28 protein-coding genes and 1 pseudogene are annotated in these 25,750 nt (G+C 71.2%); 10 read left to right on the forward strand and 19 right to left on the reverse strand.

The annotated features are described in order from the left end of the window. Window positions 1–157 (forward strand): annotated as a pseudogene (locus ACF08W_RS30325) (IS5/IS1182 family transposase); the annotation flags it as partial. A 368-nt stretch (window positions 158–525) separates the two neighbouring features. Beyond that, window positions 526–1,698 (forward strand): hypothetical protein, encoded by a 1,173-nt coding sequence (locus ACF08W_RS30330; RefSeq protein WP_392281224.1) that lies wholly within the window; start codon window positions 526–528, stop codon window positions 1,696–1,698. A 96-nt stretch (window positions 1,699–1,794) separates the two neighbouring features. On the opposite strand, the gene ACF08W_RS30335 is transcribed toward ACF08W_RS30330, so the two are convergent. Continuing rightward, window positions 1,795–2,781 carry an alpha/beta fold hydrolase gene (locus ACF08W_RS30335; protein ID WP_392281225.1) on the reverse strand — a complete coding sequence of 329 codons (987 nt, stop codon included), beginning with the start codon at window positions 2,779–2,781 and terminating at the stop codon, window positions 1,795–1,797. A 151-nt stretch (window positions 2,782–2,932) separates the two neighbouring features. Here ACF08W_RS30335 and ACF08W_RS30340 point away from each other — a divergent pair, with 151 nt between their 5' ends. Beyond that, window positions 2,933–3,589, forward strand: a complete 657-nt coding sequence (locus tag ACF08W_RS30340) for a helix-turn-helix domain-containing protein (protein WP_392281226.1) — start codon at window positions 2,933–2,935, stop codon at window positions 3,587–3,589. On the opposite strand, the gene ACF08W_RS30345 is transcribed toward ACF08W_RS30340, so the two are convergent. The 14 genes from ACF08W_RS30345 to ACF08W_RS30410 form a co-directional block, all read right to left on the reverse strand. After that, complete coding sequence (locus ACF08W_RS30345) at window positions 3,577–4,482, reverse strand: hypothetical protein (RefSeq protein WP_385213541.1); 906 nt, start codon at window positions 4,480–4,482, stop codon at window positions 3,577–3,579. The two genes, ACF08W_RS30340 and ACF08W_RS30345, sit on opposite strands and share 13 nt — an antisense overlap. A gap of 107 nt (window positions 4,483–4,589) precedes the next feature. Beyond that, window positions 4,590–5,027: a hypothetical protein gene (locus ACF08W_RS30350; protein WP_385213538.1), complete on the reverse strand. Its 438-nt coding sequence runs from the start codon at window positions 5,025–5,027 to the stop codon at window positions 4,590–4,592. Between the two features lie 171 nt (window positions 5,028–5,198). Then, on the reverse strand, window positions 5,199–5,936 hold the full coding sequence (locus tag ACF08W_RS30355; protein WP_385213535.1) for a carbonic anhydrase: 738 nt from the start codon (window positions 5,934–5,936) through the stop codon (window positions 5,199–5,201). Between the two features lie 327 nt (window positions 5,937–6,263). Continuing rightward, the gene (locus tag ACF08W_RS30360; protein WP_385213532.1) at window positions 6,264–6,812 is read right to left on the reverse strand and encodes a hypothetical protein; all 549 of its coding nucleotides are present in this window, start codon (window positions 6,810–6,812) and stop codon (window positions 6,264–6,266) included. 100 nt (window positions 6,813–6,912) lie between these two features. Continuing rightward, window positions 6,913–8,097, reverse strand: coding sequence for a cytochrome P450 (locus tag ACF08W_RS30365; protein WP_392281227.1), 1,185 nt, complete (start codon window positions 8,095–8,097; stop codon window positions 6,913–6,915). Between the two features lie 292 nt (window positions 8,098–8,389). Further along, complete coding sequence (locus ACF08W_RS30370) at window positions 8,390–9,178, reverse strand: urease accessory protein UreD (RefSeq protein WP_392281228.1); 789 nt, start codon at window positions 9,176–9,178, stop codon at window positions 8,390–8,392. Then, window positions 9,175–9,900: an urease accessory protein UreG gene (gene ureG / locus ACF08W_RS30375; RefSeq protein ID WP_392281287.1), complete on the reverse strand. Its 726-nt coding sequence runs from the start codon at window positions 9,898–9,900 to the stop codon at window positions 9,175–9,177. The genes ACF08W_RS30370 and ureG overlap by 4 nt, the downstream gene beginning before the upstream one ends. A gap of 25 nt (window positions 9,901–9,925) precedes the next feature. Continuing rightward, window positions 9,926–10,579: an urease accessory protein UreF gene (locus ACF08W_RS30380; RefSeq protein ID WP_392281229.1), complete on the reverse strand. Its 654-nt coding sequence runs from the start codon at window positions 10,577–10,579 to the stop codon at window positions 9,926–9,928. 8 nt (window positions 10,580–10,587) lie between these two features. Then, complete coding sequence (gene ureC / locus ACF08W_RS30385; protein ID WP_392281230.1) at window positions 10,588–12,462, reverse strand: urease subunit alpha; 1,875 nt, start codon at window positions 12,460–12,462, stop codon at window positions 10,588–10,590. A gap of 32 nt (window positions 12,463–12,494) precedes the next feature. Beyond that, entirely contained in the window at window positions 12,495–12,923 is a 429-nt protein-coding gene (locus ACF08W_RS30390) for an urease subunit beta (RefSeq protein ID WP_392281231.1), read from the reverse strand. Window positions 12,924–13,102: 179 nt separating this feature from the next. Continuing rightward, complete coding sequence (gene ureA / locus ACF08W_RS30395; protein ID WP_392281232.1) at window positions 13,103–13,489, reverse strand: urease subunit gamma; 387 nt, start codon at window positions 13,487–13,489, stop codon at window positions 13,103–13,105. Window positions 13,490–14,115: 626 nt separating this feature from the next. Continuing rightward, a complete protein-coding gene (locus tag ACF08W_RS30400; protein WP_392281233.1) occupies window positions 14,116–14,559 on the reverse strand; it encodes an NUDIX domain-containing protein in 444 nt (147 codons plus the stop codon). Window positions 14,560–14,637: 78 nt separating this feature from the next. After that, on the reverse strand, window positions 14,638–15,291 hold the full coding sequence (locus ACF08W_RS30405) for a hypothetical protein (RefSeq protein ID WP_392281234.1): 654 nt from the start codon (window positions 15,289–15,291) through the stop codon (window positions 14,638–14,640). Between the two features lie 142 nt (window positions 15,292–15,433). Next, on the reverse strand, window positions 15,434–15,787 hold the full coding sequence (locus ACF08W_RS30410; protein ID WP_392281235.1) for a zinc ribbon domain-containing protein YjdM: 354 nt from the start codon (window positions 15,785–15,787) through the stop codon (window positions 15,434–15,436). Between the two features lie 126 nt (window positions 15,788–15,913). On the opposite strand from ACF08W_RS30410, the gene ACF08W_RS30415 reads away from it, so the two are divergent. The 6 genes from ACF08W_RS30415 (at window position 15,914) to ACF08W_RS30440 (ending at window position 19,819) form a co-directional block, all read left to right on the forward strand. Next, the gene (locus ACF08W_RS30415) at window positions 15,914–16,255 is read left to right on the forward strand and encodes an ArsR/SmtB family transcription factor (RefSeq protein WP_385213501.1); all 342 of its coding nucleotides are present in this window, start codon (window positions 15,914–15,916) and stop codon (window positions 16,253–16,255) included. Window positions 16,256–16,323: 68 nt separating this feature from the next. Beyond that, on the forward strand, window positions 16,324–17,973 hold the full coding sequence (locus ACF08W_RS30420) for a SulP family inorganic anion transporter (RefSeq protein WP_392281288.1): 1,650 nt from the start codon (window positions 16,324–16,326) through the stop codon (window positions 17,971–17,973). After that, complete coding sequence (locus ACF08W_RS30425; protein ID WP_392281236.1) at window positions 17,973–18,383, forward strand: pyridoxamine 5'-phosphate oxidase family protein; 411 nt, start codon at window positions 17,973–17,975, stop codon at window positions 18,381–18,383. Before ACF08W_RS30420 ends, ACF08W_RS30425 begins: the two co-directional genes overlap by 1 nt. Further along, window positions 18,383–18,796 carry an ATP-binding protein gene (locus ACF08W_RS30430; RefSeq protein WP_392281237.1) on the forward strand — a complete coding sequence of 138 codons (414 nt, stop codon included), beginning with the start codon at window positions 18,383–18,385 and terminating at the stop codon, window positions 18,794–18,796. Before ACF08W_RS30425 ends, ACF08W_RS30430 begins: the two co-directional genes overlap by 1 nt. 344 nt (window positions 18,797–19,140) lie before the next feature. After that, window positions 19,141–19,467: a DUF1330 domain-containing protein gene (locus ACF08W_RS30435; RefSeq protein ID WP_352274461.1), complete on the forward strand. Its 327-nt coding sequence runs from the start codon at window positions 19,141–19,143 to the stop codon at window positions 19,465–19,467. A gap of 127 nt (window positions 19,468–19,594) precedes the next feature. Then, the gene (locus tag ACF08W_RS30440) at window positions 19,595–19,819 is read left to right on the forward strand and encodes a hypothetical protein (protein WP_392281238.1); all 225 of its coding nucleotides are present in this window, start codon (window positions 19,595–19,597) and stop codon (window positions 19,817–19,819) included. A 71-nt stretch (window positions 19,820–19,890) separates the two neighbouring features. Here the strand turns inward: ACF08W_RS30440 and ACF08W_RS30445 are convergent, their stop codons facing one another. Then, window positions 19,891–20,826, reverse strand: a complete 936-nt coding sequence (locus tag ACF08W_RS30445) for an ADP-ribosylglycohydrolase family protein (protein WP_392281239.1) — start codon at window positions 20,824–20,826, stop codon at window positions 19,891–19,893. A gap of 140 nt (window positions 20,827–20,966) precedes the next feature. Here ACF08W_RS30445 and ACF08W_RS30450 point away from each other — a divergent pair, with 140 nt between their 5' ends. Continuing rightward, the gene (locus ACF08W_RS30450) at window positions 20,967–21,443 is read left to right on the forward strand and encodes a hypothetical protein (protein ID WP_392281240.1); all 477 of its coding nucleotides are present in this window, start codon (window positions 20,967–20,969) and stop codon (window positions 21,441–21,443) included. 295 nt (window positions 21,444–21,738) lie between these two features. Here the strand turns inward: ACF08W_RS30450 and ACF08W_RS30455 are convergent, their stop codons facing one another. From ACF08W_RS30455 to ACF08W_RS30465, 3 genes are all read right to left on the reverse strand, one after another. Continuing rightward, window positions 21,739–22,155, reverse strand: coding sequence for a hypothetical protein (locus ACF08W_RS30455; protein ID WP_392281241.1), 417 nt, complete (start codon window positions 22,153–22,155; stop codon window positions 21,739–21,741). A gap of 349 nt (window positions 22,156–22,504) precedes the next feature. Beyond that, the gene (locus ACF08W_RS30460) at window positions 22,505–24,922 is read right to left on the reverse strand and encodes an FtsX-like permease family protein (RefSeq protein ID WP_392281242.1); all 2,418 of its coding nucleotides are present in this window, start codon (window positions 24,920–24,922) and stop codon (window positions 22,505–22,507) included. Continuing rightward, on the reverse strand, window positions 24,919–25,653 hold the full coding sequence (locus ACF08W_RS30465) for an ABC transporter ATP-binding protein (RefSeq protein WP_385213479.1): 735 nt from the start codon (window positions 25,651–25,653) through the stop codon (window positions 24,919–24,921). Before ACF08W_RS30465 ends, ACF08W_RS30460 begins: the two co-directional genes overlap by 4 nt. Between the last annotated feature and the right edge of the window lie 97 nt (window positions 25,654–25,750).

Consider the following 25,750-nt stretch of genomic DNA (forward strand, 5'->3'; position numbering starts at 1 on the left):
GGGAAAGACCTGCTGGGTCGTCGAGCGCGCATTCGCCTGGCTCCACCAGTTCAAGCGGCTCCGGATCCGCTACGAGATACGCGCCGACCTTCACCCTGGCCTACTCCGACTCGCCTGCAGCATCATCTGTTTGAGACGACTCCGAACTTCATTCTGAAACGATCAGTAAGGCCCCGCTCCGTGCGAATGACCGGCTCACGACCGCGCGGCACGCGCGTCACCGCGTACGGGCCGACGAGGAGGGTTGGCGAAGGACCACGGGACGCCTCGTCGCGATCAGGCGGGCGGCCAACAACATGGCGCTGTACGCGACTTGGGTGGCAGAGCGGTCGACGCCAGGCCGTCACGCGCGGTGTTGGGGGCTTCGGAGATGGCGTCCCGCTCGTGGATTCAGGACGGGAGCATGTCCATCATGACAGGTCAGCGCCGTTTTTCGTAGGACGGAACGCACAGTTCGCGAGGCTTGTCCGGTCCGTCCGTCAGCTCTCAGAATCTCCCTCGTACGTCATACCGGAGACAGGGGGAATGGTGACGATCGATCACGACGCGGTACTGCGGGCCCGTGTTCTGCTGCTGGGGTCCGGTCGGCCGAGTGAGGCCGAACTGGTGGGTGCGTACCGGGTTCTGGCCGAGGTGAGTCCGAAGGCGTACCTGCCGAAGCTGGTCGATGCCCTGCTCGCGCTGCGGCGCCAGGGCTGGGGCCCGAAGGTGGACCTCGCGCTGGCCGCCGAGGCGTCCCGGGCCGCGCGCAGGATGGAGGCCGGGGCGCCGAACCGGGCGGAACGGTTGCGCCGGGCCCTGGATGCCCACCGGGCCTCCTTGTTCGCCCTCGGGCTCAGGGCGGAAGGGCGCGCGGTCTGTGAAGCACTGGCCGAGGCCGGCCGGAACGAGCCCCTGGCGAACGTTCTGGCCGAGGAGGGGAATTTCAGGGAGGCCGCGGAACTGGACGAGAAGGCCGTCCGGAGCGGACTGTCGGAGCACTCCGTCTGGAACATGGTCCGGTGGGCGGCGAACCTGGAGGGCGCCGGGCTGCACGACCCCGCAGCGGCCGTCTTCCGCGAGCTCCTCGAGGGGACCCGGCGCAAGGTGGCCGAACAGCGCACCGCCCTGGCGATACTCACCTGGGAGCTGGTCCACTTCTCCCGGATGCGGGAGGCCGCCCGGGACGGCGCCGGGGCCGCGGCCGCCCGGCGAGAGGCCCTGGGTGTCCTGGAGGAACTCGCGACCAGCGGCGAGCCGGAGAACTGGAGTTGCATCCTCGATTGGTGGAAGACACTTTTCGTCCTGTCGGGGAGGGCGGCCGAACCCGCCGCGAGCCCCGATTCCCCGATGCCGCCGTTCGGTACGGATACCGGATGGTCGCCCCACGTCCGGGACGGCTTTCTCGGCATGCTGCCGGGCCTGGAAGCGGAGGCGGCGGGACTGCGCGAGGACGGTCGGCTGCCCGAACTGGTCGACGTCCGGCGCAGGATCGCCGTCCGCGCGGCCGTCCGCGAAGGCGGCCGCCCGCACCTGTTCGAGGAGCGGTTCACGCCGTACTTCGACGAGGGGGTGGCGCTCACCCGCCGCCTGTCCGGTGATCGCGCACGCCTCGCCCGCGCCCTCATCGACCGGTCGATGTTCCTCGTCGCGGCACGATCCTTCGAACCCGCACGCGCCGACTTCGCCGAAGCGGTCGCCCTTCTCCACGAGGGCTGACTGCGACGGGCGGAATCCCTCCCCGCTTCCCTGACATCCGCACACCGCGGGCCCCCGTCCCGCCCAGCCGCTCTGGGCAGGGCGGGGGCGCCCGGTTCAGTCCCGCACCGTGGCGAGCCAGTCGGTCAGCAGGTTGTTGACCTCGTCGGGGCGTTCCTGCTGGATCCAGTGGCCGCAGCCGTCCAGGATGTGGGAGGAGGACAGGGCGGGGAGGGTGGTGGGGTAGGCGTCGATGGCGTCGGCCATCCAGGTGGTGGAGGCGTCCAGCGCGCCGCCGACGAACAGGGCGGGCTGCTTGATCGGGGCTCCGCGGTACGGCGCGAGGTCCTCCCAGTCGCGGTCCATGTTGCGGTAGCGGTTGAGGGCGCCGGTCAGGCCGGTGCGCTCGAACTCCCCGGCGTAGAAGTCGAGGTCCGCCTCGCTCAGCCAGGCCGGTCGCGGGCCGGCGGGGAATCGGTCGCGCAGCCGGTGGCCCGGGGCGACGAAGTGCGGGTCGGGCTCGCCCTCGGCCGGCATGGTGTCGCCGGACACGGCCGCGTAGAAACCCGCGAGCCAGCCCCGGACGTCGGGCTCGATCTCGGCCTCGGCACGGCCGGGCTCCTGGAAGTAGGAGACGTAGAACTCCTGGTCGGGGCCCCCGATTTGGCCGAACACGTCGGACGGCCGGGGGCCGCCGGGCGGTGCGTACGGGACGCTCAGCAGGCCGACCGCGCGGAAGACCTCGGGGTGGAGCAGGGCGGAGGTGGCGGCGATGTTGGCCCCCCAGTCGTGGCCGACGACCACCGCGCCCTCCTCGCCGAGGGCGCGCACGACGGCGACGTTGTCCTCGACCAGGTCGACCATGCGGTAGGCATCGGTCGCGGCGGGCCTGGAGGAGCGGCCGTAGCCGCGTACGTCGATGGCCACCGCCCGGTATCCGGCCGCGGCGAGGGCCGGGAGCTGGCGCCGCCAGGAGTACCACGACTCGGGGAAGCCGTGCACGAGCAGGACCAGCGGGCCGGTGCCCTGCTCCACCAGGTGCAGACGCCCGGCGGGGGCCTCGACGGTGCGGTGGCGAAGTGGGGCGGTCGGCTCGGACTTCATGGACGTCTCCTCGGTTCACCGGTGTCCGACAGGTACCCGTCGATCATGCGACGCGGCGGCCGCTCGGCGCGATCGGCATTGCCATTCTGGCAAGCTTGCAGGACAGGACGGGCGACAGGGCCGCGCACAGGCACGGCGGATCGGGGGAACGGTGGCGGGCGACAGCGTGTCCCGGACAATGGCGGAGATGGGGCCCCGGCTGAGGGCGGTGCGCGAGCGCCGCGGCGTCACCCTCGCCGATGTCGGCCGCGCGACGGGCATCTCGCCCAGCACGCTGTCGCGGATCGAGACCGGTCGGCGCAAGCCCACCCTGGAGGTGGTGCTCCTGCTGGCGGAGGAGTACGGAGTTGCCCTGGACGAACTGGCCGGCACCGCACCCGCACCCGCCCCCGTTCCGAAGCCCGTGCCCCGCACCGCACCGCCGCACGGCTCCGGCGACGGGAAAGCGGTGGTGCCGCTGACCCGGTACGTCGGCGGCCTGCACGCCCACAAACATGTCCTGCCCGCCGCCGCGGAGCCGCCCGGACGGCCCCGGCAGGTGTCCCACGAGGGCTTCGAGTGGCTGTGCGTCCTGTACGGGCGGCTGTGGCTCGCACTGGGCGGCCAGGACCTCGTCCTGACGGCCGGGGACGTGGTGGAGTTCGACACCCGCACCCCCCACGGAGTCGCGAACGCCGGCCCCGACGGACCGGTGGAGTACCTGGTCATGTTCGGTCCGCAGGGAGAACGCCCGCGACCGCGCACCCCTCCGCCCGCCGGTCGCGGCACCGGTGACGGAAGCGCCGCCGACGCCGCTCAGCAGTCGTAACGGTGCGCGTACGGCATGTCCGGGCACTCGCGGCAGACGAAGAGGTACATGCCCCCGAGATCGCCCATGTCCATCCCGTGGCCGACGGTGTCGACGTCCGGGTGGCCGCCGGTCGTGCTCCACCGGCCCGTATCCGGGCTCTCCGACCCCTGCCCGACGGATCGGAACCAGCGGCCTTCGACCGGCTCCGTGGCGGTGATGCTGAGAAGGTGGTCCATGCGCCGGCCGCAGCGGCAGTCCGGCCAGTCGGGCCGCTGGAGCCAGCCCGGGTACCCTCCGGCCTTGCTCTGGACGGTCGTGGCCATCTCGTAGTACGAGAGGCCGAACGCCTCCTCGATCGCGTCGAACCGCTGACCCAAGGTCCGGGCGAGGCCGTCCGGCAGGTCCCCGTTCGGGTACTCCACCACGCGTGTCGGCGTCACCGTACAGGGCCGGGGCACGAACTCCTCGTCGTACTCGTACGGCATGGGCGGGTCCGAAAGAACCCGTCCCGCCACGACCGCCTGCTCACTGCGCCAGTACACCTTCGGCAGCACCGTTCCCGCCTCGTCGTCGTGGATCAAGGGACACCACGTGACCTGGAGCACGTCCGTGCCCGGGGGGAACGGGATCCCGGGCACATCCCGGGCGTAGAGCTGCACGACCGGAACCATCGCCACCGGCTCGGGGCCGACCACCTCGGTGGGGGACCTCAGCGGCTTCCAGTGCCCCGGCTCGGTACACAGCGGCCACGGCTCATCGGCTGGCCACAGCAGCGGCCCGCCAATGGAACTGGCACACCTGCCGGGTTCGCCGCTTCGCGGATACAGCAGGGTCGTCTCCCGCCCGAGACCGGCGAGTTCCGGTATCAGCGATTCCACGTCGAACGGTTCCGTGGGCATGCGAGGGGGCACGGGGCGATCCTTCTCGGGGACGGTTGGGGTCCAGCCGTTCCTCGCTGCTGCGGAGGACGGCGCGTGCGGTCGGGTCGGGCCGGCACTCCGGTGATGTTCCGCCGGAGTCAGGAAGCGGCCGCGCGCGCCGCCTCCAACTCGGCGACCAGCCGCGCGACCCGCTTGTTCCGGTTCTTCCCGAAGCTGTGGCCCGACAGCATGTACAGCTGGTCCGTCCCGCCGGAGGCCAGTACCAGCTCCGGGACGTCGGACCAGTAGACCGAGCCCTTCAGGACGGTCACCCGCACCTCCCGGATGTCCGCCCACGCGTGGGAGCGCGCGTTGAGCAGCCCGGAGTACCGCAGTCCGTCCGGCCCGAAACGGACGCCGAACACCGGTGCCCGGAACGTCAGCACCACACCCGGAAAGCCCAGGGCGACGACCGGGATCAGACCGGCCACGTTCCTCGACGCGATCGTGCCCATCACCATCACGACGGCGACCGGAAGGCACGCACAGCCCATCAGGAAGTAGACGAGCGGCCAGAGACCCCGCCTCTTCCGCATGTCTGCCCCTCCCCGTTCCGGGCCACGCGGCGGTGCCCGGTGTCCGGAGCCGTGTGATCACCCGCGGACAGCTTACGAAGAACGGGCCGCACCGCCGGGGGCGGGTACCGGCGAGACCCGTCGTCCAGGGCGTTGTCGTGGCGGGCGAATCGACGGCGTCGGCCGCTCGACTCATCCGACCGGTGCGCCGGCCAGAACCTCCACCTTGCCGGTGTCGAGCGAGTAGTAGGCACCCACCACGGCGAGGGCGCCCTTCTTCACCAGCGGGGCCAGGTCCTGGTTGGATCGTAGATCGGCCGCGGTCAACGTGACCTGCGCGCGGGCCATGGTCTCGACCGGATCGGCGCCGCCCTCCCGGACGGCCTGTTCGTACGCGGGCCGCAGGGCCTCGGCGATCGCCTGCAGATTGCCGGGCAGCGGTTTGCCGTCACGAAGGGACGCGTACGCCGCCTTGACGGCGCCGCAGCGCTGATGCCCGAGGATCACGACGAGAGGTGTGCCGCTCGTCATGGGCCCGTACTCGACAGATCCGGTGACCACCGGGCCGACCGCCTCCCCACCGGTGCGCATCACATAGAGGTCACCCAGGCCGGTGTCGAAGAGGAGCTCGGGCGGCACCCGGGAGTCGATGCACGAGAGGACCGATCCGAAGGGCTCCTGCTCCTGGGCCACGAGCTGACGCCGGTTCGGATCCCGGTCGGGGTGTTGAAGGTTTCCGCCGACCCAGCGCTTGTTGCCTTCCATCAGCCGTGTGAAGGCCGTGGCGGGTGTGGTGGGCCGCGCTTCCGGCGAAGCGCCGGCCGCTGACGGGGTGGCCCTCGTCGATGAGCACCCCGCGAGCGCGACCACGGCGCCCGCGAGTCCGCCGGCGAGCAGCGATCTGCGTTCCGGGCGTCCGGTTCTGTCCATCGGCCGGTTCTCCTCGGTGTCGCTCGGACACGTCACTACGTGTCGACCGGGCCCATGGTCGAGCGGGGCGGGGGCGCCGTCGCAGCAGGCACGAGCGGGTGCGGGCCGGATTGCTCCGGACGGCCCACGGAAACCGGCCCGGGAGGCGGCACGGGCGGCTGCGGCACGTACGGGCGCCTGACCGTCGCCGCGCCCACCCGGTCCCACCGGGTGGGCGCGGCGACCCACCGGGCCCAGGGCACTCCTGGTTCGCGGACGCGTAGCACGAGGGGACGGTGCGGCTGCCGGATCGCTTCCGTCGGTGCGTACGGACGAGGAGGCGGGGCGTCAGATCGTGTCCACGTCTCCGCTGTTCCCCTCGAAGTCGCCCAGGTTGACAAAGCTCACCCGGTTCTCCCAGACGTCCCATGTCACATGCTTCCGGGCGCCCCAGTAGTACGTCTCGTAGCTCATGAGGTCGCCGTACGCCTCCTTCTCGTGCATTCGATCCGGTCGGCCGAACACCGTCAGGAACTCCTCGTACGAGGTCAGGTGCGCGAAGTGGGCCAGATGCGGGCCGCTGATCGCGAAGCCGACCACCGATCCGGCGCGCACCTTGTAGTTGATCTGGTCGGTGCCGTAGAGGAATCCGTCCGACCGGACGACGTCGTCGACGACCTCGTCCAGCGTCAGTCTCCGCCCATCGGCGGCGTAGTACTCGCCTTCGGCGTCGGTCCCCCCGCGATATCGGACGACGACGGAGGACATGCCGCCCACAAGGCGCCGCCGTGGAACGACGGAGGCCGGAGCCCCGAGGGCAATGCCGTTCACCTCGATGCCGGAGAGGTCGAGGCTGGGCCGGGACAGCAGGTCCAGGTCTTCGAGGATCTCGATCATCGTCGGAGTCTAGAAGCACCGATCGGCGCCCCTGATCCTGGCGGCCCTCGTCCGCACCGGGATCACCGCCCGGCCCGGGGTTCTCCGGGAGCGGCCGTCCTCACCAGACCGCGGGCAGATGAAGCGGGCTGCGGCTGATGGTGCCGCGCCGCCACACGACGGAGTCGGTGGTGACGGCGAGGCGCAGGGCGGGCAGGCGGCGGGCGAGGCGGTGGAGGGCGAGCTGGAGTTCGGCGCGGGCGAGCCAGGTCCCCAGGCAGTAGTGCCGACCCGCGCCGAAGACGAGCGAGGGCTTCGGCAAGGGGGTGAACAGATCGTCGTGGGGGCTGCCCGGAAAGGCCGCCGGGTCGCGGTTGGCGGCGATCCTGTCGGTCGTGACGAGGTCACCGGCGCGGATCGTCGCACCGCCGAGCCGGACGTCGGCGGTGGCGGCGAGGAGACGGCCGGAGCCTTCCTCGTGGTCGTTGAGGGGAATCAGGTGGAGCAGGCGCTCGGTCAGGACCTCGGCGGACCGCTCGTCGGCGGCCAGCCGGGCCCAGGCCGCGGGCTGTTCGGTCAGCAGATAGAGCAGGGCGTTGCTGAGCATGGTCATGGTGGTGTCATGACCGCCGACCACCATGGTGGCGATCAGATTGACCAGCGCGGCCTCGGGGATGCCGCCCTCGCCGTCGGCCGCCCGGACGACGCGGCTGACCACGTCGTCGCCGGGCGCGCCGCGCCGTTCGGTGATCAACGAGGCGGCGAACGCCGTCAGTTCGTCCCGGGAACGGTCGCCCGCTTCCTTCGTCACGGAGGGGCCGGCGAAGGCGTGTTCGGCCCAGAGGAGCAGGCGCTCGGTGGGGACGCCTTCCACGGCCAGCAGCCGGTGGATCACCATGCAGGGCAGGGGCAGTGCGAAATCGGTGACGAGATCGGCAGGCGGCCCCTGCTTGGTGAGGCCGTCGAGCAGATGGTCGACGACCTCCGCCACCCACGGTCGCATGTGCTCGACCGAGCGCGGAGTGAAGGCCCGGCCCACCGCGCGCCGCAGGCGCAGGTGGGCGTCGCCGTCCTGCTGGCCGATGGCTTCGCGGCTGTCCAGCAGGCTGGGGCTGTCCACGACGGACGGCGTGCCGGGCTCATGGACCGGTGAGCGCCCGAAACGGGGATCGGTGAGTACCTGGTGCACGTCGTCGTACCGGGTGACGAGCCAGACGGGCGCGCCGTTCGGCAGTTCGACGAGCCGGGGCGGCCCGGGCGTCGGGAATTCCACCCGATGCAGGGGGACGGTACGGGGAACGGACACGGTGCTTCTCCTGGTTCCTGCTGCAACGACGGCCCGGAACAGCCGGGCTCACCTCACATCAGGCAAACGACAACACCCTGATGAGGTCATGCTGGAACTCCCGAGGAGTGACCGCGAGGGTGTCGGGTGCCCAGCACCCCCGTGTCACGCACGGGGGCGGTCCCGCGTGCCTGCGGAAGGCGAGGACGCTCCACCGGAGCCGCATCCCTCGGCTACGGAACCCCGGGGATGTCCCGGAAGAAGCGCGGACGGCTTTCGACGATCGGGTGCGGGACACGTCGGCGCCGACCCTTCACCCGACTGCTTCCGCGTGGCTCGGGCCTCGCGCGGCGAGTCGGTCCCGGTGGCCGCGCATGGCTTCCTCGCCCCAGGCGGCGAAGGCGGGATCGCACAACCGGTCCCGGAACCGGCCGATTCCGATCCAGCGCAGTACGGCCCCGGCCCGGTCCAGTCGGAAATAGGTCTCGCCGGGCCCGGTGGTGCCGGCTTCCGGTTCGCCGGGCGGTTCGGGCGACCAGCCCAGAGCGGTGACGGTGTCGATGGAACGAAGGCTTCCGAGGACGCCCGGCATGCCGCGGGCCCGCCTGGTCAGATCAAGGTGCTCCACCTGCACCGGTCCGGTGTCGTCCGTCGCGTTCAGGGATGTGGTGAGGTCACCGCCGGTCTGCCCGGCGCGGCCCAGGACGATCTTTTCCTGCATCAGGACCCTGCCGGTTCCGTGCAGCCGGATCCGGGCGTCGCGGTGGGTGGCGATCCCGTCCGAGACCACGAACGGCTTTCCCGCCCAGGTCAGGACCGCTCCGTCGCCCACGGTGGCGTCGATCGTCCACGACGACGGTGCGTCGCCCTCGTACGCGACCGTGCCGGTCGTCTCCACCACGTCGAGCCAGGCGCCGGGCGCGACGTCCACCTCGATGCGGACGTCGTCGCCGGACAGCAGCAGCGCCTGCGTGGCGAGCAGGCCCACCCGGGCACCATGGGAGTCCTGGTCCATGATGCGCGCCGTCAGATGCCCGGTCGTGCGGTGGACACGGCTGCGACTCCCCGTGCGGACGACGCTCAGACGGGTCGGTCCGGTCACGCGTTCTGCCCCGCATGCGCCGGATCCTGGCCGTGCACGTGGGTGTGCGGGCGGGGTTCCACGCCCTCCTGCCCGGCGTGGAAGTGCGGGGCCATGGGGCCCGGGTCGACCGGGGTGTGCTCGCCGGTGCGGTAGCGCGCGAGGGCGTCGCGGACCCAGTCGGTCAGCATCCGGATGGACGATTCGTCGTGCCGGGACAGCGCGACCACCGGGGAACCCCGCCGGGCCTCGCGCCCTTCGCGCGTCATGCGTTCGACGTCCACGCCGACGTGTTCGCCCAGATCGGTCTTGTTGATCACGAGCAGGTCGGCGCGGGCGATGCCGGGACCGCCCTTGCGGACGACGTCACCGCCGCCCGCGACGTCCAGGACGAACAACTGGGCGTCCACCAGGGCCGGGGAGAAGGTCGCGGTGAGGTTGTCGCCGCCGGACTCGATGACGACCAGGTCCAGCGGGCCGAAGTCGGCCTCCAGGTCCTCGGCCGCCAGCAGGTTGGCCGTCACGTCGTCGCGGATCGCCGTGTGGGGGCACGCGCCCGTCTCCACCGGGCGGATCCGTTCGGGGTCCAGAACCCCGGCGCTCCTGAGGAAGCGCGCGTCCTCGTCGGTGTAGATGTCGTTCGTGATGACGCCCAGGCGCAGTTCGTCGGAGAGCGCCCGGCACAACGTCGCGATGAGCGAGCTCTTGCCGGTGCCGACGGGACCGGCGACGCCCAGGCGCATGGCACGGGTGGGGGCAGTGGTGTTCTCAGGCACTGAAGAGCCTCTCTGTGGTGGTGTCGTGGGTCTCGGCCCAGCGCTCGATGAGGGGAGCGCCGTGGGCGGGGATCTGTTCGGGGAGGCGGAGACGGGCGACCTCGGCGGCCATCTCGTCGATCTCGGGAAGGAGTTGGCTCACCCACGCGGTGATCAGCAGCGGGTCCTGCGGTTCGAGTTTGAGCAGGGCCGCCGTCACGGTCTGGGCGTCGTCGTACCCGACCAGGCGGGCCAGGTCGGCCGGGTCCATCCCGGCGCGGTGGGCGAGCAGACCGAGCACGACGGGGCGCGACCAGGTGCGCGCGCGGGCGTCGACGGGGCCGGGCCAGAGCGTCTGCAGGACGCGGAGGTAGCCGCGTCCCAGACGTCGGCCGTTGGCCCTCAGCGCCTGGCTGGGGGTCCGCGCCGCCCAGGCGGCCTCGACATCGGCCAGATCGCCGCCGCTCTCCGTGACCGCGCGGGCGACGACGGCGGTCCCCGCCTCCACACGGGTGACGGTGCGCAGCCGGGTGCGCAGATACGCGGGTACCTGGGCCGGCGCCGTGCCGGCCCGCAGCGCCGGTTCCAGCCCGGCGGACTGCGTGTGCCCGCCGGAGGGGAGCCGGGCATCGCCCAGCAGGGCGAGCAGGAGCGAGGAGGTGCTCACCGGGGACCTCAGAACAGCAGGTACCGCTGGGTGAGCGGCAGGCTCCTCGGCGGTTTCGGCTGGTCGAGGTACCAGTAGCCGTTCAGGCTCTTGTGCCTGGTGAGGGCGTGTCCCTCCGACGGGTCGGCTTCCGGGATCTCCACCGCGATCTTGAAGGTGCCCGGATCGATGTCGATGCCGAAGCACTCACCGTTGAAGACCATGTCCGCCTTCCGGACCCCCTGGACGGGCTTCGCGCCCCTCAGTTCGCGCCGGAGGCCGAGAGTCTCCTTCAACGAGTCCTTGAACACGCCCTTGCCGCTCACCGCGTCGTACAGGTCGGGGCCGGAGGTGAGAACCTTCTCGGAGACGAACGAGTAGGACAGCCGGCAGGCGATCGCGGCAGCCATCGCGGGGCGCAGGAAGGTCGGCTGCGGGGTCGACACCGAACCGTTGGGATCACCCAGGTTGCCGATCACCATGGCGCCGGCCTTGATGACCAACTCGGGCCGTACGCCGAAGAACCGGGGGTCCCACAGCACCAGGTCAGCGAGCTTGCCCACCGCCACGGAACCCACGTGCTCGTCGATGCCGTGGGCGAGGGCGGGGTTGATGGTGTACTTGGCCACGTAGCGCAGCGCCCGCGCGTTGTCGCCCTTCCCCCGGGTGGAGCCGTAGAAGAAGTTCGCGTCCTTGAAGGTCGTGTGGCTCCACTCCTTCATGACGTGGGCGACCTGCCAGGTGCGGGTCACGACCTCGCCGATCCGGCCCATGGCCTGGGCGTCGGAGGAGGTGATGGAGATCGCGCCCATGTCGTGCAGCACGTCCTCGGCGAACATCGTCGTGGAGCGGATGCGGGAGTCGGCGAAAGCCTGGTCGTTCTTGTTCCTGAGGTCGAGGTGGTGGGCGGAGGCCAGCATGTCGATGTGCTCGGCCACCGTGTTCGCGGTGTACGGGAGTGTCGGGTTCGTCGAGGCGGGCAGGACGTTCTCCACGGCGGCGACGCTGAGGATGTCGGGAGCGTGTCCGCCCCCGGCGCCCTCGGCGTGGAAGACGTGGACCCCGCGCCCGCCGATGGCGGCGAGGGTGGTCTCGACGAAGCCCGCCTCGTTGAGGGAGTCGGCGTGCAGGGTGACTTGCAGTCCCCACTTCTCCCCGGCCTTCAGCGCGGCGTCCAGCGCTGCCGGAGTGGCTCCCCAGTCCTCGTGGATCTTGTAGCCGCCGGCGCCCGCGAGCGCCTGCTCGTCCAGGCACTCCTCATGCTCACTGACGGTGTTGCCCTTGGCCAGCAGCATCACGTTGACCGGCAGGTCGTCGAAGCTGCGGTGCAGGTTCACCAGGTGCTGCGGGCCGGGGGTCACGGTGGTCGCCTTGGACCCCTCGGAGGGGCCCACGCCACCGCCGATCAGTGTGGTGGTCCCGGTGGACAGGGCCTCCATGACGGCCGAGGGGGAGATGTAGTGCACATGGGTGTCGACGGCACCCGCGGTGAGGATCTTGCCCTCGCCGGAGATCACGTCCGTGGAAGGGCCGATCTCCAGGCCCGGGGTGACCCCGTCCATGACGTCGCTGTTGCCGGCCTTGCCGACCGCGACGATCTTGCCGCCCTTGATCCCGACGTCGGCACGCACGATGGAATCGCCGTCGCCCCGCTCCAGAGCGGGGGCGACATCCAGAATGACCACGTTGGTGATCACGGTGTCGGGAGCGCCCTGCGCACTGGTGGCCGTCCCCTGCAGCATCGACTCGCGGATGGTCTTGCCGCCGCCGAAGATCGCCTCGTCCCCACCGAACGTCAGATCCTCGGTGACCTCGATCCAGAGGTTGGTGTCGCCCAGGCGGACCTGGTCGCCCACGGTCGGGCCGTAGGACTTCGCGTACTGCTCACGGGTGATGTTCGCCATTGCGTTCCTTCAGCTGGTGTACGAGGGCCCGGTCAGTCGAGAGCGACGTCGTCGGCCGGCTTGTCCTTGCGCAGGCCCGGCACTTGTCGTCTCCCGCCGATGGGCACGACCTCGATCGCCTCGCTCGGCGCGTTCTCGGGGCTGAACCGCATGGAGTCCCCGGGAGCGATGTCGAGGCGGTGTCCCCAAGGCGCCTGCCCCGGCGTCTTCGACCGGTCGTACGCCAGCTCGCGGGCCGCCAGGATCTGCTCGGACCGCAGGAGCCCGGGATCGGTCAGAGCGGCCTCGGCAGCGGTGGCGGTGTCCAGGTCGGTGAAGAACAGCAGATCCTCGTTGACATCGGCCAGATGGAAGTGCGAACCGATCTGGATGTCGCGGTCACCGACGTTGACCACGTAGACAACGGCCTTCTCGCTCCGCGCGTTGAGTACATGCACCGCGTCCGGGTCCCTGACCCACACTCCTCCCACCGTGTACCGGGAGAAGTCGTGGGACCGGCCCGGGTCCAGGGACGAGGGCGGTACGGGGTCCGGCTCCTGACAGGTATGGGCCGAGTAGCAGGGGCACGTACCCGGACACGCGACCGGCGTGGTCACCGGAGGCTTCGGGGCCAGCGGCTGGAAGTAGGGCATGTTCGACCTCAGCGGATGGGAGCGGGCAGCGGGGCGGTCTTCGGCGGACGGATCGGGTCGTAGAGGGTGACGAGCTTGCGCCCGTCGGGGAAGGTCGCCTCGACCTGGAGGATGTCGAGCATCTCGGGCACGCCCTCCATGACGTCGTCGGTCGTCAGGACGCTCTCGCCCCGGCCCTGGGTGTCGCCCTTCCGCTGCTCCAGCGGAACGTCGGGGTCGCTCATCATCTGGTCGACGGTGTAGTTGCCCGCCCGCGCCTCCTCGATGACCCAGCAACTGATGTAGGCCACCGCCTCGGGGTAGTTCAGCTTGATGCCGCGCTCCTTGCGGTAGCTGGCCAGCATCCCGGCCACGCTCAGCAGCAGCTTCTCCTGCTCTGAGGGAATCAGGTGCATCCGTGCTCCTCTGCGGTGATGAGGACGCCCCGGCCCCGGGAGGGGCAAGCGGCGCCACGCGGTCCCGGCCCGTGCCCGGCCGTCCGGACGGCCCGTCCGCCGGGCCCGGCAGGTGCGTCCGGTCGGCGAATCACCCGCAGGCAGGTGGCAGGTGGCCCCCTCGACAAGGGCCCGCGAGCCCCGAGCGCCCTCGCGTGCCCGGCAGTTGTCACATGGACGAGCGGGTGCGCCTGCGGACGTGGACCGCGCCTACGGGATCTCCTGTATCCGGGAACGAACATGAGTCGGCGGCGCGAGCCGGATTCACCGGTTCGTCGGCCGAGCCACCCCGCGCCGCAGACGATCATCACGCCCCGGGCCGGCGTGCTGCCGCATAACCACAGAGTCGGCCCCGAACGGATGCCGAAGCGAGCGTTTGACCGAATCCGTCGCCGCAGAGAAGAAGAACCGCAAGGAAGAAGAACCGAGAAGAAGAGCACGGACGAATGGAGAGCCGTGGAGCTGGTCGTCATGCCGCGCCCGCGTGCTCACCGGCACGTGGGGGAGAGGTACCCCGAGGCGGACGCGCGGCCCGCAGGAGCGGACCCGCGTCATACTCGGGGACCCATCGGCAGTGGAGCCGGTCCTTACGCGGCCAGCAGGCCGTCGCGCCTGAGGAGCGGGAGGACCTGGTCCCGCACTGCTGGAGCGAGTCGGACATCCGGTTCGCCGCCGTCGATCCACCGCATGTCGGCCAGTTCGGCCGCCGGTCGCGGTGCCCCGCTGAGCCCCGCCATGAAGACCGTCAGCCGCATGGGCACCTTCTCCAGCGCGGCCACGGCTTCGACGTCGGCCAGGAACCGCGGCGCGACAGGGCGGACTCCGAGTTCCTCGTCGAGTTCCCGCGCCAGCGCTTCGGCCGCCGTCTCACCCGGGTCGGGCTTCCCGCCCGGAAGGTAGAACACCTCGGGTGCCGCCTTCTTGCTCACGACCAGCAGCCGCCCCTGCTCCACAACGGCCGCAGCCACGACGATCAGGGATTCCTCCTGACGGAGGACCGGACCGGCCCCCGTCCCACTCTGTTGCTCCATGCACGCGATTCTCGCAGCCGAGCCGGTGGGGTTTCCGCTCGTGCCCCGTGGCCCCGGGAGGGGCAGCCTGGGGCCGGTTCAGCCGGTGATGGAGAAGAAGACCGATCCGTCTTCGGCCCACCACCAGGCGCCCTGGCCCTCGGCCCATTCCGAGTACCAGCTGTCGAGGGCCTTGATCAGCTCTTCCAGGTCGTACCGCAGGTCGGCGTCGATCCGGTCCAGCACCGCCCGGTACGCCTCCACCGCCGGTCCGGCCTTCGCCAGCGGCCAGTACCCGATCTCCGGAGACCCTTCCAGGGGGCTGGGCACGTGGAACCCGATCTCCGAGGGCGGACCGCTGTAGACGTACTGGTAGGGCAGCAGGTCCTGCTGGACGCCGACCGCGCCCAACGCGTCGTCCAGAGCGGAGAAGAGAGTGGAGGGGCTTCGGTAACTCGCCAGGGTGGTGGAGTCGGACGCGTTGTGGTCGATGATGATCTGGAGGGCCGCGTAGTAGGCGCTGCCGGCGTACTCCGCAGTGGAATCGGCCCGACCGGTGATCAGCTCATCCAGCGCGTCCGGAACCGACAGCCCCCAGTCCACCTCCTGGGCATCGAGGCTTTCTTGGCGTGCCCGCGCCCGCTCCCGCATCCTGCCCAGGAGCCGCGATTCCTCGTCGCTCAGGTCATGGGCGGGCAGGAACCGCATGACTTCCCCGCGGTTCGCCATGGAGTAGTTGACTACTTTGCTCATGCGGCCACCCTGCCAAAGGCCACTGACATTCACAGCGCCCCGGGACTCGTCCACCCGAACCACCCCGACGGACGAACCGCACCCGGCACTGCCGCGAATCGTGGACGCGCGTGGGGGACCAGCACCCGTGCCGGACTCGGGATCAGGCTTTCCTGACGACTGCGGACTTGAGCTGCATGGCCCCGAAGCCGTCGATCCGGCAGTCGATGTCGTGGCCGTCGACGCCGTCGATCAGGCGGATGCCGCGCACCTTGGTACCGGCCTTGATGCCCGACGGGCTGCCCTTGACCTTGAGGGCCTTGACGACGATCACGGCGTCACCGTCGTTCAGCACGTTGCCGACGGCGTCCTTGACGACCCGCCCCTCGGTGGTGTCCTCCGGTTCCCCGGACGAGGGCGGCCACTCGTGCCCGCATTCCGGGCAGACCAGGAGCGCGCCCATCTCGTAGGTGTAGGCGCTGGAGCACTGGGGGCATGCGGGAAGGTTCTCGGTCACCGGCGCAGTATATTTCTGACTAGCAGAATTGCGAAAATTTGCAATTCATCACATGCTGTGGTGGCTGTGCCCGTAGGTAGCTGCGGGCACAGCGCACACGTGTGTCGAGGAGAGGTCCCAGAGGTCGTGTCGGTTCCGCTGTACCAGGCCAAGGCCGAGTTCTTCCGGATGCTGGGGCATCCGGTGCGGATCCGGGTACTGGAACTGCTCCAGGACGGGCCGATGCCGGTACGGGAACTGCTGGCGCGGATCGAGGTGGAGCCTTCGGCCCTGTCGCAGCAGCTCGCGGTGTTGCGCCGCTCCGGCATCGTGGCCTCCCGGCGGGAGGGGGCGACGGTGGTGTACGGACTCGCCGGCGGGGACGTCGCGGAGCTGCTGCGGGCCGCGCGCCGCATCCTGACCGAGATGCTGGCGGGCCGGCACCAGCTGCTGGAGGAGCTGCGGGAAGCCGAGGGCACCGTCAAGTGAGCACCTCGATCGGCCGGGCCCTGGGCTCGGCACTCTCCCTGCTGCCCAGCCGTGCGGACCTGGTGGCGATGGGCCGCGACCCGCGCAGGGATCTGCTGGCCGGACTGACCGTGGCGATCGTCGCGCTGCCGCTCGCGCTCGGTTTCGGCGTCTCGTCCGGCCTCGGCGCCGAGGCCGGACTCGCGACCGCGGTGGTGGCCGGTGCGCTGGCGGCGGTCTTCGGCGGATCCAACCTTCAGGTGTCCGGGCCGACCGGCGCGATGACCGTGGTCCTGGTCCCGATCGTCGCCCAGTACGGCCCCGGTGGCGTGCTCACCGTCGGGCTGATCGCCGGGGCCATGCTGATCGCGCTCGCGCTGCTGCGGGCCGGGCGGTACATGGCCTACATCCCGGCCCCGGTGGTGGAGGGCTTCACCCTCGGCATCGCCTGTGTCATCGGGCTCCAGCAGGTCCCGAACGCGCTCGGGGTCGCCAAGCCGGACGGCGACAAGGTCCTGGTGGTCACCTGGCGCGCGGTCGAGGAGTTCGTCCGTGCCCCCGACTGGACCGCCCCCGCCCTCGCTCTCGGGGTGATGCTGGTGATGCTGCTCGGCGCGCGGTGGCGGCCGACGGTCCCGTTCTCGATCGTCGCGGTGATCGCCGCCACGGCCGTCGTGCAGCTCCTGCACCTCGACGCGGCCGCATCGATCGGCACCCTGCCCTCCGGCCTGCCCGCCCCCTCCCTCGCCTTCCTGCACCCCGGAGCCCTCGGCCCACTGCTGGCCCCGGCGGTCGCGGTGGCCGCCCTCGCCGCCCTGGAATCGCTCCTCTCGGCCCAGGTCGCGGACGGCATGACGGTGGGGCAGAAGCACGACCCGGACAAGGAGCTGTTCGGGCAGGGCCTGGCGAACATCGCCGCCCCGCTGTTCGGCGGTGTCCCCGCGACCGGCGCCATCGCCCGCACCGCGGTCAACGTCCGTACCGGCGCCTCCTCCCGGCTCGCCGCGCTCACCCACGCCGCCGTCCTCGCCGTCATCGTCTTCGCGGCCGCCCCGCTGGTCTCCAGGATTCCCCTCGCCGCCCTCGCGGGTGTGCTGCTGGCCACCGCGGTCCGCATGGTCGAGGTCGGCTCGCTGCGGGCGATGGCCAGGGCCACCCGCCCGGACGCGCTGATCCTCGTCCTGACCGCCTTCGCGACCCTCGCCCTCGACCTCGTGTACGCGGTGATCATCGGCCTGGCCGTAGCCGGGGCACTGGCGCTCCGGTCCGTCGCACGACAGGCCCGCATGGACGAGATCCCACTGGACCACAACGACCACAACGGCGAGGAACACGCGCTGCTCGCCGAGCACATCGTCGCCTACCGCCTCGACGGCCCGCTGTTCTTCGCCGCGGCCCACCGCTTCCTGCTGGAGCTCTCCGAGGTCGCCGACGTCCGCGTCGTCATCCTGCGCATGTCGCGGGTATCGACCATCGACGCCACCGGCGCCCTCGTCCTCAAGGACGCCGTCCAGAAACTGGACCGGCGCGGCATCACCGTACTGGCCTCCGGGATACGGCCCGAGCACCGGCAGGTCCTCGACTCGACCGGCACTCTCGCGCTGCTGTGTCCGGAGGGCCGTGAGTACGCCACCACGCCGGAAGCGATCGCCGGGGCCCGCGCCCGCCTGGAGGGCGCCGGGCTCCTGCCGTCCCTTCCTTCCCCGCATTCGTGTACCACCGTTCAGGAGCCCACCTGATGACCAGTCCCGTTCCCCGCCACCTGAGGGAGATCTCCGGCGCCGAGGCCCTGTGGCTGCTCGAAGGCGCCGACCAGGGACGCCTGGTGTACGTCCGGCGGGAGATCCCGGTCGTCCGTCCGGCGGTGCACCGCCTCGACCACGGCCGTCTGATCGTCCGGGCACCGGTCCAGGCCGCCGCCCTGTCCGGACGCACCGTCCTCACCTACCAGGCCGACCGGATCAAGGAGGACGGCGGCACCGGCTGGATGGTCACCGTCACCGGTCCCGCCGACGTCGTCACCGACCCGGACGAGGCCGCCCACTACCGCAGGACGCTCCTCGGCTGGACCCACGGCCCGCACGACACGCTCCTGCGCATCCAGCCGCAGACGGTCGCCGGGTTCCGCCTCGCCCACCAGGGGACGTGATGGTTCCTCGGATCGAGAAACTCCCCTGGCGGCATGTGCTGACGGTGCCCGCCATGGGCCCGGCCGTCCGCGTGGCCCGCGAGACCGCCGAGCTCGCCCTCACCGAGTGGGGGGTGAGCCTGCGCCACCCCACCGTCGGCCCGGCGCTCCTGATCCTGAGCGAACTCGTCACCAACAGCGTCCGGCACGCCGCCGACCGCTCACCGAACATCACGGTGGTCTACGCGGGAAGCAAGGACACGCTCGCCTTCGCCGTCCACGACCACCACCCCTACCGGCCCCCGTTGCACGACCCGGGCACGGGCGGGCTGGGCACCGTCATGGAACTCACCCTGGGACTCGGCGGCACCGCGGTCACCCGGCCCGACACCGACGGCACGGGAAAGAGCATCTGGATCACCCTCCCCCTCTGAAACCGCCGAACCGGGGGAACCCGACCGCGACCACGACCGGATACCCGGACGGCGGCGCGGCGTACCGCTTCACCGGAGCCGTCGGCGGACACCGGCCGGGACGTCATGGGGTGCGCTGCCCGGGACGGCCGGTGGGTCGGTCGACATCGTCCTGGACACCGGCGGCGGCTCCCGTGCCCGACCGCCTCGGACGTCCTCGCACGCTGTGAACTTCCCGGCGAGCACCTGCCGCGCGCGTCCGGCCCGGGGAAGGGCGACTACCTCGGAGGTAATGGCCCGCCACCACCCCCGCCCCGCATCCTGATGAGGCGACCCACCCCGCCTCGTCGCGAAGGAGCCCGCCCATGACCGCCTACGGTTTCGCCCACCTCCACAGCACCAGCACCCACCCCGACATCCGTACTTACCTGGAGCGCATCCAGGCCACCCTCGACCCGTTCGCGGGTCGCTTCGTGATCCACGGCCTTCCCGCGGAGGTGCTGGAGGGCGCCTGGCCGGGCGCGATGGTGCTCATCGAGTTCCCCAACCTGGCCGAGGCCCGCGCCTGGTACGACTCTCCCGCCTACCAGGACATCCTCCGGCTGCGCACCGACCACGTCACCGGTGACGTGGTTCTGGTCGAGGGCGTCGGCCCCGACTACGACCCGACCGCCCGCGCCGCCAGGAGGTGACCAGCTGTCCCCGGCCCGGGAACGCCGAGGCTAGATTCTTCGCATGTCTTCGCATCTCAGTCATGGCGCGTCGGGAGCCCTGCGACGCTTCGCCGGATGGCTCGCACAAGGATCGCTGGGCCATCCGATGCTGAAAGGGATCGATTACTGGGAGGAGCTGCGCGAGTCGCCCTCTCAGATGGAGATCTGCGTCGCGATCTTCGCCAACGTCCTCGAACTGGACGAGCAGGGCGAACCGCTCAATGAGAAGTACGCGGAGCGCCGGGCCGCGGCCTGGCTCTACCGATACTGCACCGGTGAACTGCCCCCGGGGGAGCCGGACATCGAGCCCTGGGAGTGCCAACTCCATTGACCACTACCGTGCGACGCCGTTCGAGCTCCGGGTCCGTACGCCCCCGGCCCCACGGAGAGCCAGCGTTCTGCCTACGCGACGACGGTGAGCCGGTGTGCGAGGTCGAGCAGGTCTGCCGGGCGTAGCACCCGTCCGTCGAATCCGGGGAGGGGGACGTGGAGGGGCTCGGTCCAGCGGGCGGGGATTGCGTCCAGGCCGTAGTACGCCCCCGCGAGACCTCCGGTCACCGCGGCGACGGTGTCCGTGTCACCGCCGAGGTCGATCGCCGCGCGTATCGCGTCCTCGAAGTCGGCGGTGGTCCGTAGCGCCCAGACGGCGGAGCCCAGGCAGGGCCAGACGGCACCGTTGAACTCGGTCGCCCGATCGGGATGCCAGTCGGGCGCGAGGACGGTGGCGTAGCGGCCGCGGTGGTCGGGGTGGACCTGAGCCAGGACGTCCGGGAGTGCGTCGAGGGGGTCGGCGCCTTCCCATATGACGCGGATGAGTTCATGGAAGATCGCGGTGCCTTCCCAGGCCGCGCGGTCGCCGTGGGTGAGGGCGGCGATGCGCCGGGCCGCGTCCATGGTGGCTTCCCGGCCGGCGGGCGCGAAGTGGATCGCGGCGGTCGATGCTCGCATCAGGGAACCGTTCCCGGCCGCTCGTCGGTTGACCTGGAAATGGATCCCTGCGGCGAGATCCCAGGGCATACCGCTGGTCAGGACGTCTTCGGTCTGCAGGCCGATGTCCTTGGGGCCCGAAGCCGCCCACCGCCGGAAGCGGGCGAAGACGTCCGGCAGATCCAGCCCGCCGCGTTCGAGCAGGGACTCCGCGACCAGGATGGCCATCTGCGTGTCGTCGGTCGCCTCGCCGGGGTCCCAGCCGCCGCCTCCGCACATCTCGCCACCCGAGCCGGGGGCGGGGAACCGCGTGGAGAAGGCACCCTGGGGCCCGAACTCGAAGGGACCGCCCAGCGCGTCACCCACCGCCGAGCCGACGATGACGCCGGCGGCCCACTGCATCCGATTCATCCGCGCAGGCTATCCCCGCCACGCGGCCCACCGCGGCCTTCCTGCTCGGCTGTTGGTCTGCCGTCATCTCCGGCTCGGGGGAGGGGATCCGCAACGACGAGGGGCGGGGCTGTCGGAAGTGGGCACTACCGTGTACGGCCATGGCTGACATCTTTGAACTCATGCTCACGCTGGATCTGCGCGACGAGTTGTCCGAGGACGAGCTCGTCGAGCTCCGATGGCACCTCGGGCTCGGCCCCGAACCGGAGACCCTTCACATCGTGACCGATTTTCCTTCTTGGGACGAGGACGATGACGGCGTACTCGTCGTCCAGGACCATCCCCAGCCTCTTCTGGCGTGCCACGGCGAGGCGTTCAAGGTGGATGGCGCACTCGTCTCCGTCCTTCTGCGCAGAAAAGACACCCGGTGCGGTGCATGGGCTCTGACCAGTCGGCAGGAGATCCACCCCGACCAGTTCGATCTCACAGGTGAGCTGCTCGGTTGGCTTGCGACCAAGGCCGGCGACTGTCGTCGACGCTTCGACGGCAGTGTGGATCTGGGGTGGACCCGGTTTCACGAGTCGCGCCGGACAGAGCCGCTGGTCGTGCGTGACGGCGTCGTCAACTGGCCGTCGTAGCACTGATGGGCGGCACGGCAGGCGCGAACCGTTCGGGCTCGACGCGGCAATCAACGTGATGACGGCCGCGCCGGGCCGGACGTCGTCGTTGGACGATTGCGAGCCGGTTCAGCCCTTGGCGGACTTGGCCAGCGACGCCACGACCGTGCCGTCGGCATCCTGGACGGAATCGCGCAGCTGGGCGATCGGGACCCGCTGTCCATCGACCGTGGCCTCGGGCTCGGGGGAGCGGGTCCGTGCGGGAGGGCAATCCGCACGGACCCGGGAGCCGCCGTTCGCGGTGGATCCGTTGATCTCAGTCCTGCTGGTCCAACTTGTCCGCGAAGGCCCGGAGGGCATCGGCCAGTTCCTTCTTGGTGGGCAACTCGTCCACCTTCTTCTCCAGGCCGTCGATGCGTTCCGCCAGGTCGTCCAGGCTTGCCGGATCCGTGGGGTGGGATGTGGGCCCGGCCGTAGGAGAAGGGGACTCGGTACCACCCGAGCCTCCCGTAGCCGTACCACTGGAGCTGCCGCCGTCGGTGCCGCCCGAACCGCTGACGGATCCGCTGTCTCCGCCACCGGTGTCCACACCGCCGTTGTCCACACCGCCGTTGTCCACGCCGCTTCCCGTGTCGGACGTCCCTGCGGGCACCGGAGTCGGGCCGGACGACTTGCCGTCCTGGCCGACCGCCGCAATCGCCCCGCCCACGCCCAGTACCACCGCGGCTGCCACAGCGGCCAGTGTTACTGCCATACGTCGCGTCTGGATCTTCCTTATATGCGTCATATGGCTGACGGTAGCCACTGATTGCGACGGAGGGTTTCCTTCCGCTGATTCGGAACCACATGGGCTCCCGCACGGGGGCTTCTTCGGCAACCGAGGAAAACCCGTTCCCGACCAGCCCGACCGGAGTTTGATCGCTGACACGTTGAGGGCTGCCTGCTTCTACGAGTGAGCCATCGCGGTCGGAGTGTCCGGGGTGCGCCGGCTGGTCCTGAGCCGTACGCCGCACATGAAGGAACGGCCCCTCCCGTGCCCCGTCCGAGGACGGGGAGCACGAGAGGGGCCGGACCCGGTTCCGCTACGCGATCCGAGGAGACCCGCGGCGGCGCAGCAGCCGGCGGGCGGGCAGCATGACGGCCGCCGTGCCCGACAGGAACACCGTGCCGAGTACGGCCGCGCAGACCGAGGGTGACACCGACAGCGCGGACAGACCGGTCACCGCGCCGCCGAACGTCAGCAGCGTCACCGCCGCGACCAGGGAGCCGACGGCGGTCCCCGTGCCGAGTACGAGGCAGGTCTCCAGCCGCAGCATCGCCAGAACCTGGCCGCGGGTCGCGCCGATGAGCCGGAGCAGAGCCAGTTCACGACGGCGGGACGCGGTGGCGACGGCCAGGGTGGTCACCACACCGATCAGGGTGAACAGGGAGATCGCCGCGACGGCGAACAGCCCGGGCAGGGCCTCCTGGCGGGCCTTCTCGGTGAGGGCCGCACTGTACTGTCCGGCGGACGCGGCGCGGGTCCCGGGGAAGCGGTCGAGCACCGGTCGCAGGTCGGCCTCTCCCTTCACCAGGAGGTAGTCGTCGTGGCCCGCGTCGGTGACATGGGCGGTGACCACCTCGTGAGGCAGCAGGACGTCCCCGAAGCCCTGGCCCCGGTCGTAGACGGCCACCACCTCGGGGCGGATCACGGTGCCGTCGCCGAGCCAGAGGGACACGGTCGAACCGACGTCGGCCTTGCTGCCGACGTTCGAACTGAGCGCGACCGTGTTCTTGCCGCGCAGGCCCTTCAGCGCGCCCGCCTCCACCCCCGGGTCCAGGTTCGACAGCGCGCCCGTCACCCCTTGGGCGGGCAGGGACTGGAGCTGGTCCGCCACCTGCATCACCACGGTGGTGCGTTTCACCGCGGTCACGGCCCCGGGCCCGGCCGTCTTCTCCACCGCCCGGTGCATGGCCCGGGGCACGCCCGGCCCGTCCGAGACGAGGACGTGGTCCGCGCGCAGCCCGGCAGCCGCCTGGGTCCGGGTGGCGTTGACCGCGGTGGTCTGCACGAACAGCTGGCTGGCGCCGAAGGAGAGCGCGAGTGCGATCGGTGTGATCACCGATGCGAGTCGCACGGCCGCGGCGGTGGCCGTGTCGGTGGCGAGCCGCCCCGGGACCGGGAACAGCAGACGCGCGACCGGACTGAGGACAGTGATTCCCCCTCGGGCGATCGACGGACCCAGCAGCGCCGCGGCCCAGATGAGGGAGAGGACGAGTCCGCCCATGGCCGCGCTCGCCACCTGCCCGCCGAACGCGAACGCGGTGGTGGCCGAACCGAGGCCGACGAACAGGAACACCAGTCCGGTGACCATGCGCCAGCGCGGTAGCCGGGTCGGTTCGGCGGAGGTCTCGCTCACGGCCTTGGCCGGCTGGATCAGGGAGACGCGCCGTGCCGCGAGCCAGGCGGAACCGACCGCGATGAGGACCGTGAGCGCCAGGGCACCGGCGACGGGCAACGGCCCCAGTACGAGCCCCAGCCCCTGCGGCAGGACACCCCGCTCGGCCATGAAGCGGTGCAGCAGAGCGCCGAGCCCCAGGGACAGCAGACCGCCCAGGAGCGACGCCGGCACCGCGACCTTGAGCGTCTCGCGGACGATCACCCGGCGGACCTGCCGGGGGGTGGCGCCGATGGCGCGCAGGACGGCGAGCTCGCGGGCCCGGTCCCGTACGGACACGTCCAGCAGACCGGTCACGATCAGCAGCACGACGAGGAGGGCGACACCGCCGATCGACGCGCACACGCCGATCAGGTCGAGTCGTGCCGCGGCCACCTCCGGGTTCTCGACATCGCCGCGGTCCGCGCCGGTCGCGACGACGAGACCGGGGGCGGCTGCCCGCAGCGACGGGGCGGACGTCTCCTTCGTGCCGAGCACGACCAGCGCGTCCGCGTGCCCGGGGCGGCCGCTGAGGGCCTGTGCCGTGCGCTGGGCGAACCAGACGTCGTCGCCCGCGGCGGACCGGCCGGCCACCAGGCCGCTGACCCGGTAGGGCTCCGGCGCCCCGCCGCCGGCCTGGAGGCGGACGGTGTCCCCGACGGCCCGGCCGCCGCGGGAGTCCACCGCGACCTCGTGGTCCGCCCGCGGAGCCCGGCCGGCGCGCAGTTCGACGGCGGTGAGCGCGGTCGCGTCCCAGCCGCGGCCGGTCCGCACGGTCCCGTCGGCGCTGACCACCGGCAGGGAGACGTCCGCGACCACCTCCGTGACCCCCGGTACCGTGCGGACCCGGTCCGCCACCGATACCGGTACCCGGGCCCGTTCCACCAGCGGCCTGACATCGGTCTGGTCGTCCCGGACGGTCTCCACGCGCTGGCTCGCGGCGACGACGGCCACGGCGTTCCCATAGCGGTCGGCCGATCCGTGCGCCCGCAGCGCGGACTCCAGCAGAACCCCGAACGCGCCCGTCAGCACCGCCGCGCACAGCAGTGCCGCCGCCACTCCGGCGGCGATCCCGCGCCTCACAGCGTCCCCCAGTGGGCCAGGACGGTCGCGGCGGACGGAGCCGTGAGCTCGTCGACGATCCTGCCCTCGCTCAGGAAGACGACGCTGTCGGCCCAGGCCGCCGCCACCGGGTCGTGGGTGACCAGCACGACCGTCTGCTCCATCTCGTCGACCGCGTCGCGCAGCAGTTTCAGGACGTGCTCGGCCGACCTCGGATCGAGCGCGGCCGTCGGTTCGTCGGCGAAGACGATCTCCGGGCGGGTGACGAGCGCCCGGGCGACCGCCACCCGCTGCTGCTGGCCGCCGGACAGGCGCGCCGGAAGCCGGTCCAGGTGGCCGGCCATCCCCACGCGGTGGACCACTTCGTCCAGCCAGTGCCTGTCCGCCCGGCGGCCGCCCAGGGACAGCGGGAGGGTGATGTTGCGCTCGACGTCCATCGAGGGCATGAGGTTGTAGCCCTGGAAGACGAACCCGATCCGTTCACGGCGCAGCCGGGTCAACTCCGTCTCGCGGAGCCCTCCCATGTCCAGATCACCGAGCCGTACCGTTCCGCTGCTGGGCCGGTCGAGTCCCGAGGCACAGTGCAGGAAGGTGCTCTTGCCCGATCCGGACGGGCCCATGATCGCGGTGAGACTGCCCTTGCGGAACCCCCAGTTGACCCGGTCCAGCGCGGTCACCTCGCCGTAGGACTGGGAGACCTCCTCCAGGGACACGGCGAACGGTGTGGCCCGGGTCGTCGTCATCGGTTGCATGGTGGGTCCTTCGGTTCCTCGATCGGTCAGAACGAGTACCGAAAGTAATCGCGCACGCCGGGCGGACGGCAGCGGTCCCGCACCCGAACCGGGGGTG

The organism is Streptomyces sp. NPDC015144 (assembly GCF_043079735.1).
Lineage (GTDB): Bacteria > Actinomycetota > Actinomycetes > Streptomycetales > Streptomycetaceae > Streptomyces.

Coding starts and splice junctions, on each gene's coding strand:
- ACF08W_RS30355 (WP_385213535.1), bottom strand. CDS start 5,936: ATGGACAGAACCGGACGCCCGGAACGCAGATCGCTGCTCGCCGGCGGA.
- ACF08W_RS30430 (WP_392281237.1), top strand. CDS start 18,383: ATGGTTCCTCGGATCGAGAAACTCCCCTGGCGGCATGTGCTGACGGTG.
- ACF08W_RS30445 (WP_392281239.1), bottom strand. CDS start 20,826: ATGAATCGGATGCAGTGGGCCGCCGGCGTCATCGTCGGCTCGGCGGTG.
- ureG (WP_392281287.1), bottom strand. CDS start 9,900: ATGCGCCTGGGCGTCGCCGGTCCCGTCGGCACCGGCAAGAGCTCGCTC.
- ureA (WP_392281232.1), bottom strand. CDS start 13,489: ATGCACCTGATTCCCTCAGAGCAGGAGAAGCTGCTGCTGAGCGTGGCC.
- ACF08W_RS30405 (WP_392281234.1), bottom strand. CDS start 15,291: ATGAGCAAAGTAGTCAACTACTCCATGGCGAACCGCGGGGAAGTCATG.
- ACF08W_RS30350 (WP_385213538.1), bottom strand. CDS start 5,027: ATGCGGAAGAGGCGGGGTCTCTGGCCGCTCGTCTACTTCCTGATGGGC.
- ACF08W_RS30435 (WP_352274461.1), top strand. CDS start 19,141: ATGACCGCCTACGGTTTCGCCCACCTCCACAGCACCAGCACCCACCCC.
- ACF08W_RS30450 (WP_392281240.1), top strand. CDS start 20,967: ATGGCTGACATCTTTGAACTCATGCTCACGCTGGATCTGCGCGACGAG.
- ACF08W_RS30440 (WP_392281238.1), top strand. CDS start 19,595: ATGCTGAAAGGGATCGATTACTGGGAGGAGCTGCGCGAGTCGCCCTCT.
- ACF08W_RS30400 (WP_392281233.1), bottom strand. CDS start 14,559: ATGGAGCAACAGAGTGGGACGGGGGCCGGTCCGGTCCTCCGTCAGGAG.
- ACF08W_RS30330 (WP_392281224.1), top strand. CDS start 526: ATGGTGACGATCGATCACGACGCGGTACTGCGGGCCCGTGTTCTGCTG.
- ACF08W_RS30425 (WP_392281236.1), top strand. CDS start 17,973: ATGACCAGTCCCGTTCCCCGCCACCTGAGGGAGATCTCCGGCGCCGAG.
- ureC (WP_392281230.1), bottom strand. CDS start 12,462: ATGGCGAACATCACCCGTGAGCAGTACGCGAAGTCCTACGGCCCGACC.
- ACF08W_RS30465 (WP_385213479.1), bottom strand. CDS start 25,653: ATGCAACCGATGACGACGACCCGGGCCACACCGTTCGCCGTGTCCCTG.
- ACF08W_RS30420 (WP_392281288.1), top strand. CDS start 16,324: ATGGGCCGCGACCCGCGCAGGGATCTGCTGGCCGGACTGACCGTGGCG.
- ACF08W_RS30335 (WP_392281225.1), bottom strand. CDS start 2,781: ATGAAGTCCGAGCCGACCGCCCCACTTCGCCACCGCACCGTCGAGGCC.
- ACF08W_RS30360 (WP_385213532.1), bottom strand. CDS start 6,812: ATGATCGAGATCCTCGAAGACCTGGACCTGCTGTCCCGGCCCAGCCTC.